Origin of the sequence: Altererythrobacter sp. H2, from assembly GCF_035319885.1 — a bacterium.
GTDB lineage: Bacteria > Pseudomonadota > Alphaproteobacteria > Sphingomonadales > Sphingomonadaceae > 34-65-8.
The window spans coordinates 396,771-411,800 of the sequence record NZ_CP141285.1 but is presented as its reverse complement, the minus strand read 5'-3'; the positions used below and the strand labels follow the sequence as shown (position 1 = coordinate 411,800).

General features: G+C 65.8%; 12 protein-coding genes and 2 tRNA genes. 12 read left to right on the top strand and 2 right to left on the bottom strand.

Features of this window, described 5'->3' with window-relative positions:
* Positions 1 to 57: 57 nt before the first annotated feature.
* The 7 genes from U4960_RS02065 (at position 58) to U4960_RS02035 (ending at position 4,453) form a co-directional block, all read left to right on the top strand.
* Positions 58 to 1,257, top strand: a complete 1,200-nt coding sequence (locus U4960_RS02065; RefSeq protein ID WP_324261956.1) for an LL-diaminopimelate aminotransferase — start codon at positions 58 to 60, stop codon at positions 1,255 to 1,257.
* Positions 1,258 to 1,338: 81 nt separating this feature from the next.
* Entirely contained in the window at positions 1,339 to 1,866 is a 528-nt protein-coding gene (locus U4960_RS02060) for a helix-turn-helix transcriptional regulator (protein WP_324261955.1), read from the top strand.
* Positions 1,867 to 1,914: 48 nt separating this feature from the next.
* On the top strand, positions 1,915 to 2,274 hold the full coding sequence (locus tag U4960_RS02055; protein WP_324261954.1) for a hypothetical protein: 360 nt from the start codon (positions 1,915 to 1,917) through the stop codon (positions 2,272 to 2,274).
* A 5-nt stretch (positions 2,275 to 2,279) separates the two neighbouring features.
* On the top strand, positions 2,280 to 2,759 hold the full coding sequence (locus tag U4960_RS02050) for a hypothetical protein (RefSeq protein WP_324261953.1): 480 nt from the start codon (positions 2,280 to 2,282) through the stop codon (positions 2,757 to 2,759).
* A gap of 7 nt (positions 2,760 to 2,766) precedes the next feature.
* Positions 2,767 to 3,225, top strand: a complete 459-nt coding sequence (locus U4960_RS02045) for a JAB domain-containing protein (protein WP_324261952.1) — start codon at positions 2,767 to 2,769, stop codon at positions 3,223 to 3,225.
* Positions 3,222 to 3,641: a winged helix-turn-helix domain-containing protein gene (locus U4960_RS02040; protein ID WP_324261951.1), complete on the top strand. Its 420-nt coding sequence runs from the start codon at positions 3,222 to 3,224 to the stop codon at positions 3,639 to 3,641. Before U4960_RS02045 ends, U4960_RS02040 begins: the two co-directional genes overlap by 4 nt.
* Before the next feature lie 5 nt (positions 3,642 to 3,646).
* Positions 3,647 to 4,453, top strand: a complete 807-nt coding sequence (locus U4960_RS02035) for a crotonase/enoyl-CoA hydratase family protein (RefSeq protein ID WP_324261950.1) — start codon at positions 3,647 to 3,649, stop codon at positions 4,451 to 4,453.
* Positions 4,454 to 4,481: 28 nt separating this feature from the next.
* Here U4960_RS02035 and U4960_RS02030 read toward each other — a convergent pair whose 3' ends face one another.
* Entirely contained in the window at positions 4,482 to 5,255 is a 774-nt protein-coding gene (locus tag U4960_RS02030; RefSeq protein ID WP_324261949.1) for an acyl-CoA thioesterase, read from the bottom strand.
* Positions 5,256 to 5,395: 140 nt separating this feature from the next.
* Here U4960_RS02030 and U4960_RS02025 point away from each other — a divergent pair.
* From U4960_RS02025 to U4960_RS02005, 5 genes are all read left to right on the top strand, one after another.
* Positions 5,396 to 5,469 (top strand) — tRNA-Cys (locus U4960_RS02025).
* Positions 5,470 to 5,496: 27 nt separating this feature from the next.
* Positions 5,497 to 5,572, top strand: a tRNA-Thr gene (locus U4960_RS02020).
* A 396-nt stretch (positions 5,573 to 5,968) separates the two neighbouring features.
* Entirely contained in the window at positions 5,969 to 9,439 is a 3,471-nt protein-coding gene (locus U4960_RS02015; RefSeq protein WP_324261948.1) for an autotransporter domain-containing protein, read from the top strand.
* 220 nt (positions 9,440 to 9,659) lie between these two features.
* A complete protein-coding gene (locus U4960_RS02010; protein ID WP_324261947.1) occupies positions 9,660 to 11,849 on the top strand; it encodes a dehydrogenase E1 component subunit alpha/beta in 2,190 nt (729 codons plus the stop codon).
* Positions 11,846 to 12,901 (top strand): ACP S-malonyltransferase, encoded by a 1,056-nt coding sequence (locus U4960_RS02005; RefSeq protein ID WP_324261946.1) that lies wholly within the window; start codon positions 11,846 to 11,848, stop codon positions 12,899 to 12,901. The genes U4960_RS02010 and U4960_RS02005 overlap by 4 nt, the downstream gene beginning before the upstream one ends.
* Here U4960_RS02005 and U4960_RS02000 read toward each other — a convergent pair.
* The gene (locus U4960_RS02000; RefSeq protein ID WP_324261945.1) at positions 12,895 to 14,925 is read right to left on the bottom strand and encodes a TonB-dependent receptor; all 2,031 of its coding nucleotides are present in this window, start codon (positions 14,923 to 14,925) and stop codon (positions 12,895 to 12,897) included. The genes U4960_RS02005 and U4960_RS02000 overlap by 7 nt on opposite strands.
* Positions 14,926 to 15,030 lie beyond the last annotated feature (105 nt).

The window sequence follows — 15,030 nt, the reverse complement described above, 5'->3', positions numbered from 1 at the left end:
CTGAAGCGTCGCTGCACCCGAGATACCGCAACCAAGACCTGAATCCGAGAAAAGTCGATGGATACCGAATTCTACCGCATGAAGCGCCTGCCGCCGTACGTGATCGCCGAGGTGAACACGATGCGCCACGCGGCCCGCCAGTCCGGGCGGGATATCATCGACCTCGGCATGGGCAATCCTGACCAGCCCCCGCCCCAGCACGTGATCGACAAGCTATGCGAAGTGGCGGCCAAGCCCGATGCCCACGGCTATTCGCAGTCCAAGGGCATTCCCGGCCTGCGCCGCGCTCAGGCCAACTACTACGCCCGCCGCTTTGGCGTGGAGCTCGACCCCGAGCGTGAGGTGGTGGTCACCATGGGCTCGAAGGAGGGTCTGGCCAGTCTTGCCACTGCGATCACCGCACCGGGCGACGTCGTGTTGGCGCCCAACCCGAGCTATCCGATCCACACCTTCGGCTTCATCATCGCCGGGGCCACGATCCGCAGCGTGCCGACCACGCCCGACGAAAACTACTTCCGCAGCCTGGAGCGGGCCATGGCCTTCACCGTGCCGCGCCCCAGCCTGCTGGTGGTCAACTACCCGTCCAACCCCACGGCGGAAACAGTGGACCTTGCCTTCTACGAACGGCTGGTGGCCTGGGCGCGCGAGAACAAGGTCTGGATCCTGTCGGACCTGGCCTACTCCGAACTCTATTTCGACGGGAACCCGACGCCGTCGATCATGCAGGTCAAGGGCGCGAAAGACGTGGCGGTCGAATTCACGTCGATGTCGAAGACCTATTCCATGGCAGGCTGGCGGATGGGTTTTGCCGTCGGCAATCAGGCGCTGATCGCGGCCATGACCCGGGTGAAAAGCTACCTCGATTACGGGGCCTTCACGCCGATTCAGGCGGCTGCCTGCGCCGCGCTCAACGGCCCGCAAGACATTGTCGAGCAGAACCGGCAGCTCTATCACAAGCGGCGCGACGTGATGGTCGAGGCGTTCGGGCGGGCCGGATGGGACATTCCGCCGCCGCCGGCCAGCATGTTCGCCTGGGCCCCCTTGCCCCCTGCCCTCAGGGAAATGGGCAGCCTCGAGTTCTCCAAGCAGTTGCTGGTCCATGCCGATGTCGCGGTGGCCCCGGGGGTCGGCTACGGCGAGGATGGCGAGGGCTATGTCCGGATTGCCATGGTCGAGAACGAGCAGCGGCTGCGCCAGGCGGCGCGCAACATCCGGCGCTATTTCGCCTCGCTGGGGATCAATGCCGGCGCGGCCTGAGCCCCGCCGGGGCGCCGGTGCCGCAAGGTTTGCGTAAAGTTACCGAGTGACTTACCCTGCGGCGGCAACAGGAGACCGCCCATGCCTGCCAGCCAGAGCCCCCGGCTGACGGAAAAACAGCGCGCCGTCCTCGAACGGCTCGACCGGCGCGTGCCGATCAAGGTAATCGCTGCCGAACTCGGGGTATCGGAAAGCCGGGTCAACCAGCACATCCGGGCGCTCAAGGATATTTACGCCGTGGAATCGCTGGGCGAACTGGTGGAGCGCGCGCGAAGCACCGGCGCACAGCCCTCCAGAAAACCTGCATACAGAAATTCTCACCTGCCGGAGCCTGCAGATCTGCCGCAACCAGAAGACCGGGTCGCACCCGGGGAATTCGTGCTGGCAGATGTGGCGCCACTTGCGATCGAGGCGCCATGGTCTGTCCAGCACGAGCCCCGGGTAGTCCCCGGGGTGCTCAACGGCGAGAACGCTGTCCTCTTTCGCCTCGCCGTCATCACTGGCCTGACCGTCGGCATCGTTGCCGTAGTCCTGCTGGTGATGACGGCAGCACTCACCGTGAGCGAGGCGCTCGCAGGGACTGAAGTCGTCGTCCCCGAAGCTCCATAGCGGCGCGCCATCGAGCGGGCGCAGCTGGCGCAGAAGCGGGATGTGACCATGTCGGACAAGATCGGGGCAGACGCCCTCACCCTTCGCAAACTGATCCGGGAGGCAGAGGCCGTGTCGGATGAGGCGATGATCGCCCTCGCCCGCCTCAAGCAAGCCATGCTGCTCGCCCGCCAGAACCCCGACGTGCCGGTCGATATCGGCCAGCGCGCGATCATGCGGCTGGTCCAGGCCGAAAGCCAGGCCGTGTCCATGTCCAGCAACATCTTCCGGGTGCACGGGGATCTGAACGACGTCGCCCGGATCGTCTGCGGCCCCGACGAACAGATCATCACGCCGCTGGAGGGCAGCCTGCCCGATCAGGCCCGCCCGCAAGCCGCGCCCGCAAGCGGCGTTCCAGAGCACGCCTGATCGCGATGGACATCCTCGCCTTCCCCTATCGCTTCGTGATCCAGATGGCCCTGTTTGCAATACTGGCCGTCTGGGCGTGGCGGAGAGGAGGCGGGCCCGAGAAGGCCTGCGCCTGGGCCTTCGTGGGGATGTTCGTGGCTGACCGGCTCTATCACCTTCTCGTAACGCCCGCGATCGAGCTTGAAACCGTGGACGGCTGGCACTTTGCCCTGGATATCGCCGTCCTTGCCGCAATCGTGCCGATCGCGTTGCGGGCCAACCGGCTCTATCCGATGGGTCTGGCCGCCTGCCAGCTGATTGCCGTCAACGCCCATATCGCGCGCGATTCGTTCACCCAGATCACGCCGATTGCCTACAGCATACTGGTAGTCGCGCCGTCGTACCTGCAGCTGGTCATACTGGCCTGCGGGATAGGGGCCCATGTCCAGCGCCAACGTCGGCACGGCCCCTATCGCGACTGGCGGCACGCGGCCCTAACGGCCTGACCGTGCCATGGCTGTGGTCGAATCCGTCAAGCCAGTCCGATCCGCCTGGAGCCACCCTTGCCGCAGCACTGCGTCCGGCCGCCACGGATATCGGATCGACAGCTGCGATCCGGCGCTGCTGGCCTACCTGCATTCCTGCCTTGCCTTTTCGCGACGCGAATCGCTTCGGGTGATCTACTGCGACCAGTGGCGCCATTACCTGTTCGACGAGGTTTTCTCGGATGGCGCGACCGGCGGGCTGGTCGGCCGGGTGCGGCCCCTGTTCGAACGCGCCCTCGCTCTTGGAGCAGGAGGGCTGCTGCTGGCGCACAACCACCCCTCCGGCAATTGCCGCCCGAGCGCGGCTGACATTCGATCAACCGCGCTGCTGCGCGATCTCGGCGCCGCGCTGGAAGTCGAGCTGATCGATCATCTCATCTTTGCCCGTGGACGGTGTTTCAGCATGGCTGGCGGCGGCTATCTGTGAACACTCCGGCCGGCCTGATCCCGCGCCAGCTCAGCGCAGGGCCGCTCCTGCTTGACCTTTATCACCGCGATGCCTGGCTGCAGGATCGCTGGCTGCGCCTCCATCCCCGCGAGTTCGGCCTGCTCTGGCGGCTGGCAGAATCACCACGCACGAGCCTCAGCCGCACCGTCCTGCTGCGCGATGTCTGGCGCCTGCGGCATGAGCCGGAGACCAATACGCTCGAAGTCCACATCTTCCGCTTGCGGCGCAAGCTTGCCGCGCATGGAATAACCGGCCTGGTGGTGACAGATCCGGGCGGCGGATACCGGCTCGATGCCGAAGCGATACCTGTCCTGCCCGCCACGGCAGCCAGCGAAGCGCTGGACAGTTATCTCCTGATCGGCAACGGTGAACGACAGGAATCACAACCCGGATAACCAGCATGGACCTTGCCCCCAATGAACGCGTGGCGATCGATTTCCTTGAAGACGGGCTTGCCCACGTCCGCCTGACCCGCGCCGACAAGATGAACGCCCTCGACCCGCAGATGTTCGAGCGGATCATCGAGGCTGGCCATGCGCTGCATGACCGCAAGGGGCTGCGGGCAGTGGTCCTGTCGGGGGAAGGCAAGGCGTTCTGCGCCGGGCTCGATCTGTCCAATTTCGCCCGCAACCCCGACCCGGACGAGCCTGACCTGACCGTTCGCACGCACGGCAACGCCAACCGGGCGCAGCAGGTAGCCATGCAATGGCGCAAGCTGCCCGTGCCGGTGATCGCTGCCGTGCACGGAGTGTGCTTTGGCGGCGGCCTGCAGATTGCCAGCGGGGCCGACATCCGGGTGGTCGCGCCCGACACGCGAATGGCGATCATGGAACTGAAATGGGGCCTCGTGCCCGATATGGGCGGCTACGCCCTGTGGCGCGGGCTGGTGCGCGATGATGTCCTGCGCGAACTGGTCTACACCAACCGCGAATTTTCCGGCGCCGAGGCGCAGGCCCTGGGCCTGGCGACCCATGTCGAGGACAACCCGCTCGACCGGGCCATGGCAATCGCGCGCCTGATTACAGGCAAGAACCCGCACGCCATCCGTGCGGCCAAGCGGCTCGCGGCCAAGATGCCCGAGGCGGACACGGATACCCTGCTGATGGAGGAAAGCCGCGAACAGCACGGCATCATCCGCTCCAAGAACCAGGTAGAAGCGGTGATGGCCGAGATGGAGCGGCGCAAACCGGCTTTTCAGGAGGTGTGATGCAGCGCCCGGCGTGGCGCAGGTGGCTCTACCCGAACACCGCCACGGACTGCATTCCCGCAAGCACCTGCCGCCCGTCCGCGCTCCACAGCCGGAGGCGCTCGCTTGAATAGCCGTGGTCGGCCCATTCGCTGGCGGTTTCGCCCAGCCACCAGCCATCTTGCGTGCGCGGCTCCGGATCAAGGATATTGAACGACCAGTTGATCGAACTGATCGGGCCAAGCCGCTGCATAGCCCGCATCGCGCCGGGCGGCAGCGTATCCCCGAGCAGGACCAGGTCGGAAACGGGGTCGAGCCCGGTCGGCTGCTTCAGCCGCAACCAGCGCCGCACCGTCGGGGCACCGGAGCCGCGTTCTGCTTGCGCCCGGCGCAGTTCGAAGTTGTTGACGATGAAAGCTGGCCCCTTGTCGCTGCCAAGCGATTGGTCCGGCAAGTCGGGCCAGGGGGCAAGTGCGACAGGCGCATGGAGCGCATTGGGATCGCGCGCCGTGCCGAACAGCCAGAACGCACTGAGCGCCACCGCGCCGTCGCACAGCAGTTCGCTGCGGACCTGCACGACGTTGCGCCCGGCCCGGACAATTTCGGTCCGCACCGTTACCGTGTCCCCCACCGGGCCCACAAACGCGACTTGTGCCGCGCGAAGCGGCGGCAGGTCCGGAAAGGCGCGGATGACAGCGGTGTAGGCGAGCAATGCCGAGGCGCCGCCATAAAGAGTGCGCCCCTGCATCCATTCCTGGGCTGCGGGCAGGTGGATCGGGCCGGCACGGCCATCGAGCGGGGCAAGGAGTTCGGCGACAGACATGGCCGCGGGCCATAGCCAATTGCCCCGCCCCCGCCATCCCCAAATTGCGTCATCCGATAGCATCGCGGAGCAAAGCGGATTGCCTTGGCGCGGGCGAGCCGCTAGGGGGCCGCTTCCTGCCTCCCCGCCGGGGCAGGCGAGGCCCGATGGCGGAGTGGTTACGCAGAGGACTGCAAATCCTTGCACGCCGGTTCGATTCCGGCTCGGGCCTCCACATTTCAGGGTGCACGACACCCGGAGCGCCGCTTTAGCTCAGTTGGTAGAGCACATCATTCGTAATGATGGGGTCACGTGTTCGAGTCACGTAAGCGGCACCACTTCTTTCCCGAATAAGTCAGACGGTTAGGCCTGAAACAGCATCGCTGAAGAGCGCGGCTCTGTCGCTTTTCCGGCCATTGCCATCGGTCCGCCCCAGACCCGCATGCCACGCCTCCGCGAGGCGCAGCATCCTGCGCCCCGACCGGCATTCTGTCGATGAAAGCCACGATCATCCCGAGCAGTGCGATCTGCTCCGCTCCTCTGGATTAAATTAATTCCCGGCGCTCTGTTGCTGCAAGGGAACGATGGACGGCCCTCCTTGTTGTAGGCGGGCACCCGAAAGTAACCGGGGGCCCTGCAAACACCTGCCAGTTGAAGAGGATCGTCCGATGAGATCAGCTAACCCGACTTATAAAGTCACAGACCGCCAGAATTCAGCGTTAGGTGAAACACCATTGGGGAAAACGCTTAATCAGCGTCTACGTAATTCTACACTGAGCCTCACATCGCTGCGGGCAGGTTCGGCCATCGGTGCGGTCAGTTTATCTATTCTTGCTCTGCCCTCAGCTGCATACGCGCAGAATGAATGTGGCCTGCCCTCCGGCGGAACGGTCACCTGCACCGACGAGAGCAACCCCTACAGCACCGGCATTCGCTACGCGACTGCCGATGATCTGACGATCGAGGTCGAAGACGATGTGGTGGTCGACGCCAGCGTAGGTGATGCGGTCCAGCTGCTTGCCGCCGCACCGGGCGCAGCTGCGGTTGTCAATGTGGCCGATGGCGCCTCTCTTGCCAGTTTCCAGGACGGCATCTCGGTGATCTCAGCCCTGCCGGGCGGTACCGCCACTGTCGATAACGGCGCCACGATCAGCGCTTCAAGGATCGGCATTCTCGCTGCCTCGGACGGCGAAGCGTCGATTACGAACCGGGGCGACATTACCCTTTCCGGGCCCAGCCCCCAGGACATCGCGGCCGGGATTGCTGCCGTTTCGACTGCCGGCGACGTGACGATCATCAATAGCGGCGATATCGATGTAGCTTCTTCGCAGACCACCGCCCTTGGCCTGTTTGGGCAGAGCGCAGGCGCAAACGTCAGCAATACCATTAGCAACAGTGGCGCGATCACGATTGAAAACACCAATCCGGCCAGTGCATCGTTTGGCATCGCGCTGCTCGAGGATGACCTTGGTGGCAGTTCAATCTCGACGATTTCAACAAACGGGTCTGTCAGCGTGAACAGCGCGGGCGTCGCCACCGGCCTCCTCGCGCTCGGAAGCGGCGATGTGCGAATCGATGCCAGCGCTCCGGTCTCCGTTTCCGGGACGGAGGCGGTCGGTGTTCTGGCTGTCAGCCAGTTTGGCGATGTTGAGGTCTCGGTCGATGACGTAGCCGTCACCGCCTCGGCTCCGGCCTCGGCTGGCGTCCTTGCCCGTGCCGATCAGGGCAATGTGCTGATTGATGCTGGAGGGACCGTCACTGTAACCGGCGACAACGCACCCGGGATCTTCGCCCGCGCTCTGGGTGACGTGACTCTGACAGGATCGGGCAACGTTTCAACGGCGGGTGCCTTGTCAAACGCGATTGATGCGCAATCGAGCGATGGCGACGTTGTCCTGAGAGCCGGCAATGTGCGCACTGACGGCGATTTCTCCACCGCCATTCGGGCCGCAGGTACCAACACGGACGTGCGGTTCGCCAACCTGACGACGACGGGCGAGGGGTCGGACGGGCTGTCTGCTATCTCCACCGGCGGAGATGTTACCGTCGTGGGCACAAACGTTTCCGTCTCGGGGCCCGGTTCAACCGCGATCACGGCAAGCTCCGACACCGGCGATGTGCGTGTGACCACAACCGGCTCGGTTGTCGCCAGCGGAAGCGGCGGCGGCGGGATCTTCGCGACTTCGGACACCGGCGACGCGTCTGTCAGCGCCAATAACGTCAGCACTGTCGCTGCACTCTCGGCAAACGCTGAAACCGGGCGAGCCGCTGTTTTCGCCAGCGGTGCCAACGCTGCGGCAGTTGTGACCGGCACGGCGTCGACCAGCGGAACGGGTTTCAACGGCGCTGACTCCGCCACCGTTACGGCCGAAGCAACAGGCGGCAATGCGCAGGCCACCGTTAACAATGTGTCGGCATCCGGCGCAGGTGTTAACGCAGTGCTGGTTACCGCAACCCGGGATGCGGCGGCTACTCTTCGCGGCCGCGTTCAGGCCACAGGTGCAGGCGCCGACGCGGTGGTGGTGACTGGCGGAGACACCGCTACGGTCACAGTGGGCGCCAACGGTAATGTCACAGCCACCGATGGAGACGGCATCGTCCTGACGTCCGCCAACGGCAGCACGCTGAACAACGCGGGGGTGATCCAGGAAAACCCCAACGGCTTTGCTGTTGCTGCATTCGGCGGGCCGCTGACGGTAAACAACAGCGGCACGCTGACCAGCGACCTTCGGTTCACGGCTGGCGCCGAAGCGGTTAACAACAGCGGCACCTTCGTGATTGGCCCGAATCCCGATTTCGGGGCCGGAACCGACGTGTTCAACAATGCCGGGACGGTGCGCCTGCGTTCGGGAACAACCAGTGCGGCAACGGCAACCTTCGCAGGCCTTGAGGCCTTCAACAACGCCGGCGGGATTATCGATCTGCGCAACGGCGTGACGGGGGACACGCTCACCCTGCCCGGTACGTTTACAGGAACCGGCGCAAGTCAGCTTGGACTTGATGTCAGCCTTGCGGGGGAAGGCCGTGCCGATCGTCTGATCATCGGCGGAGCAGCGACCGGCTCGACCGATTTGCTGGTCTCCTACAATGGCCCAGCCGTCCTCAATTCAGGGGTGGTGCTGGTCCAGGGCGGAGCCGGAACCCAAAGCGGCGCCTTCGTGCTGGCGGACGGAAATCAGAACTTCGGCCTGATCGAAACAGGCCTGGTGTTCAATCCGGCCAACAACAGCTTCGCACTGGTGGGTGCGCCAGGGGCTGCGGTGTACCGCGCGGCCTCGTTCGTCGAAGGATCACGCAACCTCTGGCACACGTCAGCGGACGCCTGGTCGGCCCACATGCGCGAACTGCGCGATGGTGTATGGGCAAATGGCGCGGGTGATTCGGGCGGACGGCTCTGGGCACAGATGTACGGCTCGCTTGAGGAGCGCGACAACGTTGCGACAGTCAACAACTTGAACCGGACTTATGACCTGGGCTATGAGCAGGATTATTTCGGCGGGCAGCTGGGCTTTGACTTTGGCGGCGCTGCCGGTGAATCCGGCAATTTCGCCTTCGGCGTAACGGGCGGCTATCTGAACTCCCGGATGAACTTCAACGCGGTGAGTGACCGTGTTTCGTTCGATGCGTTCAATGCGGGTCTCTACGCCAGTTTCAACGCCGGCGGCCTGTTTGCCAACGCGCTCGCGAAGTACGACTTCTACAAGGCTGACTCCAGGAGCCAGACTGGCCAGTATGCGGCTGACCTGAAGGGCGATGCCTACGGCGCACAGGCGGAGATCGGGTTCCGCCTGGGGTCGGACAGCTTTTATGCCGAACCGGTGGGCACAATCGCTTACGTCCGGTCCAACCTCGATGACCTGGTCGTCCAGAACTCGACCATCGCATTTCTTGATGATGATGGCCTTCGCGGAAAGCTGGGCGCACGCATCGGGGCCAGCTTCCCCACCCAATCGGTGGGTAACGTGGTGCTCTATGCGGGTGGCAACTACGTGCATGAATTCAAGGGCGATGACAGCATCGACTTTACCAACAACGGCCAGACCGTGCGGATCGATAACCGCGCGATCGGCGACTATGGCGAAGCCGTGATTGGCGTGAACGTTGGCTCGGCAGATGGCGTGAGCGGCTTCATCGAAGCCAACGGCGCCAAGGGCAGCGAATTCGAAGCCTATGGTGCTCGCGCAGGCCTGCGTGTCCGGTTCTGATCGGGAAACGGGCTGCCGGCACCACTGAAGTGGTGGAGCAGCCAGACTGGCAACGCACCTTCCCCCGGGTTCTGTGACAGAACCCGGGGGATTTTGCGAATGGTGCCTATGTCTGTCCTGACATTGGACTTGCATGTCACGACACCCTGGCCGCAGTGCAGGAGCATCTGGTGCAAGACGCCGTTTCCATAGCCCGCATTCGGCCTTATGGCCGGGCTGCATGGACCGGAGCGTTATCGTACACGAGAATTTCCTGCGCCACGTCGCAGGGGGGAGCTTGCCTTCAGGACAGCCGCCGCTGGGGCCGCTGGAGGCACAGCAGGCGGTGCAGCTCTACCGCAGCGGTTGCCTGACCCGGGCGCTCGATATCGTGAGCCGCAAGATGCAGGCGGCGGGGGAGGGGTTCTACACCATCGGCTCCTCCGGACACGAGGGGATGGCGGCAGTCGCCGCTGCGCTGCGACCGACCGACATGGCCTTCCTCCATTACCGCGATGCCGCGTTCCAGATCGAGCGCGCCAATCAGGTACCGGGCCAGTCCATCCTGTGGGACATGCTGCTGAGCTTCGCCTGTTCGAGCGATGATCCGATCAGCGGGGGGCGGCACAAGGTGCTGGGCTCTCGCGCGCTGACCATTCCGCCGCAGACCTCGACCATCGCCAGCCACCTGCCCAAGGCGGTCGGTGCGGCCTACTCGATCGGCCTCGCCAAGCGGGTAAGGCCCGAGCACGCAATTTTGCCCGACGATGCCATCGTGGTGTGCAGCTTCGGCGATGCCAGCGCCAACCATTCGACCGCGCAGGGGGCGATCAATACCAGCTGCTGGACGGCATACCAGAAGGTGCCCATGCCAGTGCTGTGGGTGTGCGAGGACAACGGCATCGGCATTTCCACCCGCACCCCATCGGGCTGGATCGCGGCCAACTTCTCCCGCCGCCCGGACCTGGGATATTTCGCCTGCGACGGCCTCGACATCTATGAAACCTATCGCGTCGCGCGCGAGGCGGCGGACTATGTTCGCAAGCGGCGCAAGCCCGCTTTCCTGCACATCCGCACGGTGCGGCTCTATGGCCACGCCGGCGCCGACGTCCAGACCGCCTACATGACCAAGGCCGAGGTCGAAGCGGACGAGGCGAACGATCCGCTGCTCCACACTGTCCGCCTGCTTGGCGAGGCGGGCGCGCTGGACCGCGAGCAAGCACTGGCGATCTACCAGGAGACGCTGGCCCGGGTCGAGCGGGCGCGCGCCGAGGTCGTCACCCGCCCGCGCCTCAAGGCCGCGAAAGAGGTGATGGCGAGTCTGGTTCCGCCCCGCCGCAACAATGCGCCGAGCAACGGCCCCTCTGCCGAAGCGCGGGCCGAAGCGTTCGGGCCGGACCTCAAGGCGATGGAATCACCTCAGATCATGAGCCGGTGCATCAACTGGGCGCTGACCGACCTGATGCTCGAACACCGCGAGATCGCGCTGATGGGCGAGGATGTCGGGGCCAAGGGCGGGGTTTATGGCGTGACCCAGAAGCTGGTCACCCGGTTCGGCAAGGCGCGGGTGATCGATACCCTGCTGGATGAGCAATCGATCCTCGGGCTGGCGCTGGGGATGGCGCACAACGGGCTGATTCCGGTGCCGGAAATCCAGTTCCTCGCCTATTACCACAACGCCGAGGACCAGATCCGGGGGGAAGGCGCGACCCTGCCGTTCTTCTCCAATGGCCAGTTCACCAACCCGATGGTGCTGCGGATCGCCGGGCTCGGCTACCAAAAGGGGTTTGGGGGACACTTCCACAACGACAATTCATTCGCTGCGCTGCGCGATGTGCCCGGCGTAATCCTGTGCTGCCCCTCCAACGGGGCGGACGCGGCGCGGCTGCTGCGCGAATGCGTGCGGCTGGCGCGCGAGGAGCAGCGGCTGGTCGTGTTCCTCGAGCCGATCGCGCTCTATCCGATGCGCGACCTCCATGAGCCAGGCGATGGCGCGTGGTTGCGGCACTATCCGGATCCTTCGGAGCGGATCGGGCTGGGCCAGGTGACCACGCATGGCGCGGGGCGCGATCTCGCCATCGTCAGCTATGCCAACGGCTTGCACCTCTCGCTCCAGGCCCAGAAGCGGCTGGAAGCGCAGGGGATCGCGGCACGGGTGATCGACCTGCACTGGCTCAACCCCTTGCCGGAGGAAGCGCTTATCGCGGCGCTGGGTGATGCAGCACATGTGCTGATCGTCGATGAAACACGCCGGACCGGCGGTCTCGCCGAAGCACTGATGGCGCTGCTGGCGGAGCGGACCGACAAGCCCATCGCGCGGCATGTGGCCGAGGACAGCTTCATCCCCACCGGCCCGGCCTATGCCGCCACCATGCCTTCGGCCGACAGTATCGTGGCCGCAGCCATGGCGCTAACAGGGGGCAAGTCATGAGCAGCCGCAAGACCGCGGTGCTGGTCTGCCCCGGGCGCGGCACCTACAACAAGGATGAGCTGGGCTATCTCGGCCGACACTTCCCCGATCCCGCCCTGCTGGCAGCATTCAACGCGGAGCGGGCTGCGCAGGGGCAGGATACGCTCAGCGATCTCGACGGGGCGGAACGGTTCAGCCTTGCCCGCCACACCCGCGGCGATAACGCCTCCGGCCTGATCTTCGCCGCCACGCTGGGCGATGTCCTTTCAATCGACCGCGAGCGGATCGACGTGGTGGCGGTGACCGGCAATTCGATGGGCTGGTACTCCGCCCTCGCCTGCGCCGGGGCGGTCACGCCATCCGATGGCTTTACCATTGCCAACACCATGGGCACGCTGATGCAGCAGGCGCTGATCGGCGGGCAACTGGTCTATCCCTTTCTCGGGCCGGACTGGGTGCCGGACCCCGCGCGCAAGGCGGCGTTGCTCGAACATGTCGCGCAGATCGACGCACGCGAGGGGCACGTACTGGCCCTGTCGATCGACCTTGGGGGCATGCTGGTGCTGGCGGGCAACGAGACCGGGCTCAAGGCATTCGAAACCGAGGCGGAGCCGGTCGAGGGCCGGTTCCCGATGCGCCTGGGCAACCACGCCGCGTTCCACACCCAACTGCAGGGACCCGTCGCCGAGCGGGGGCGGGCAGCCTTGCCCGAATCGCTGTTCGGGCAGCCGCGGGTGCCGCTCGTCGACGGTCGCGGCGCAATCTGGTGGCCTCACGCGACCAATATGGCCGCCTTGCGGGGCTACACGCTGGGCCAGCAGGTCACCGAAACCTATGATTTCACCCGCACCATCGCCGTCGCCGCCCGCGAGTTCGCGCCTGACCTGTTCATCGTCACCGGCCCTGGCACCACGCTGGGCGGGGCTGTGGCGCAGTCCCTGATCCTGGCAAACTGGCGCGGGATGGGCAGCAAGACGGATTTCAAGGCGCGGCAGGACAGTCCTGACGGTACCGGGCCGCTGCTGGTCTCGATGGGGATGGCGGAGCAGCGGGGACTGGTTGCCCGTCAGTAGCCCCAGCGAAGCCCCGCCCACAGGGTGCGGGGCGTGCCGAGGTCAACGCTGCCGCCTGAATTGCGGGTGACGACCGTCTCGTCGGTCAGATTCTCCCCGCGCAGCACCAGCGCCAGCTTTTGGGTCAGCGGCACCTGGGCGTAAGCGCCCAGAGTGGTTGCGGCAGGCAGGACATCGCTTTCCAGGTCGTCCTCGAACTGCGCGCCGACATGGCGCAACGTGGCGGACAGCAGCCAGCCCGGGGCGGGCTTCCATGCCACCGCCACAGACCCGGCAAGGCGAGGCGTCTGCGCCGGGCGGAATCCGTCAAGCGGCAGGGACGCGCCTTCGCCAAGCACCTCTGCGTCGGTCCAGGCAAGCGCGCCTTCAAACCCGATCGCCCCGCGCGTGGCAGAAAGCGTTGCCTCGACCCCGCGCGCGCGGATCGCCGGCAGGTTCTGCCGCTGGCGCAGGTTGGGTGCCAAGGTCACATTGGCGATCGCGTCCTCCACCTCGTTGTCGAACAGGGTCAGGCCCAGCGAGACGCCTTGGGCCGGGCGCAGGTCAAAGCCCGCCTCGAAGCCGAGCAAGCGTTCGTTTCGCAGATCGGCGTTGGCCTGGGTCACGACCGGGAAGACCACGAAGGGGCGATAGAGTTCGTTCAGGGCCGGCAGCCGCAGCCCGCGATAGGCCGCCGCGCGCAGGCGCAGCGCATCGCTGGCCTGCCAGGCGGCCCCGCCGCGCCAGGTCACCGTCCAGTCCGAACGGTCCGGCGCAATCGTTTCCGAAACGACCGCGCCCGCCGGGGTGACGGCGCGGTAGAAACCGTCTGCGATCACGCTGCGGTCGGCCCGCACACCGCCGGTCAGCACCAGTGCGCCGATCCGCCAGTCATGTTCCGCAAACAGCCCCAGATCGCTGGTAACGCCGCCCGCGCGGCGCCGTTCGGTCTGCGCCCCGCTGAAGGCGTTGTAGGCCTCTTCCTGCAATTCGCCCGACGACCGGCGATAATCCACGCCAAGCCGGAGAACATGATCCGGCCCTACCGGGGGGCGCAACTCCAGCTTGCCGCCCAGCCCGGTCGAGGGCGTATTGCGCTGGTCGAGCGTGCGGGTGAATCGGGTCGAGCTGATGACCACGTTGGCGAAATTGCGCGCCTGCACATAAGCCAGGGCATCGAACTGCCACGCCCCCCGCCCGACCAGCCGCACGCTGGCGTCCTGCCCTTCGCTCATGCTGTCTGCCCCGGCGAAGCGGAGCGTACGGTCGTCACGGAACAGCAGCCCGCTGGCCTGAAGTTCGATATCGGGCGTGAGCGGGGCGACTGCGCGAAGGCGCGCCGACCATGCGTCGAATGCGGCCGGGACGCTGGCGGCGACACGCTGGTCGTCAGGCGTGGTGAAAAACCCTTCGCCCCGGTCCCATCGCCCGCCCAGCGTCACGAAGCCTGCGCCGAGCGCCGTCGCCACAGTGCCGCTGGCTTCGGTTTCCCCCCGGTCATTGGCGAGCAATGAGGCAGAGACCGGGCCGAGCGCAGCCGCATCGGCACTGGTCAGCTCGATCGTGCCCGCCAGCGCGCCAGCCCCGAATGGCCCGGAACCGCCACCGCGCGTCACCCGCACGCTGCCGAGCCGCTCAGGCGCCAGCGCGGAAAGGGGGATATAGCCGAAGAACGGATCGGCCATCGGCACCCCGTCCAGCAACACCAGCGCACGGCTGGAGGCATTGCCGCCCAGTGCCCGCAAGGTGATGCCTTGCGCGCTGGGGTTGGCTGATCGACTGTCCGAGCGGCGGAACTGCTGGAAACCGGCCACCCCGCCCAGCACTTCCTCGATCCGGCCGGACGGGGCCGAAACCAGTGTTTCACGGGCGATGTCGACCGCACCGTAGGCGGGTGACGCTGGCGGCTCGGGCAGGCCCCGCCCGGTCACCACGATTACCTCGGCAGGCTCGGCAGGTTGCTCCTGCGCGGCCAGCGGCGCGGCGAACACAATCGGCAGGGCAAGCGCGGGCAGCGCGGCGACAAGGGTTATTCGTGAAGGCATGCCAAGGCCCATAGCGGCACCTGCTCCACCAGTCAGTTGCAAACTGCCATCAAGACTCGCCAAGCGGGCTGCGATGGTTTACCTTTCCGTCAAGAGGAGAGGCAT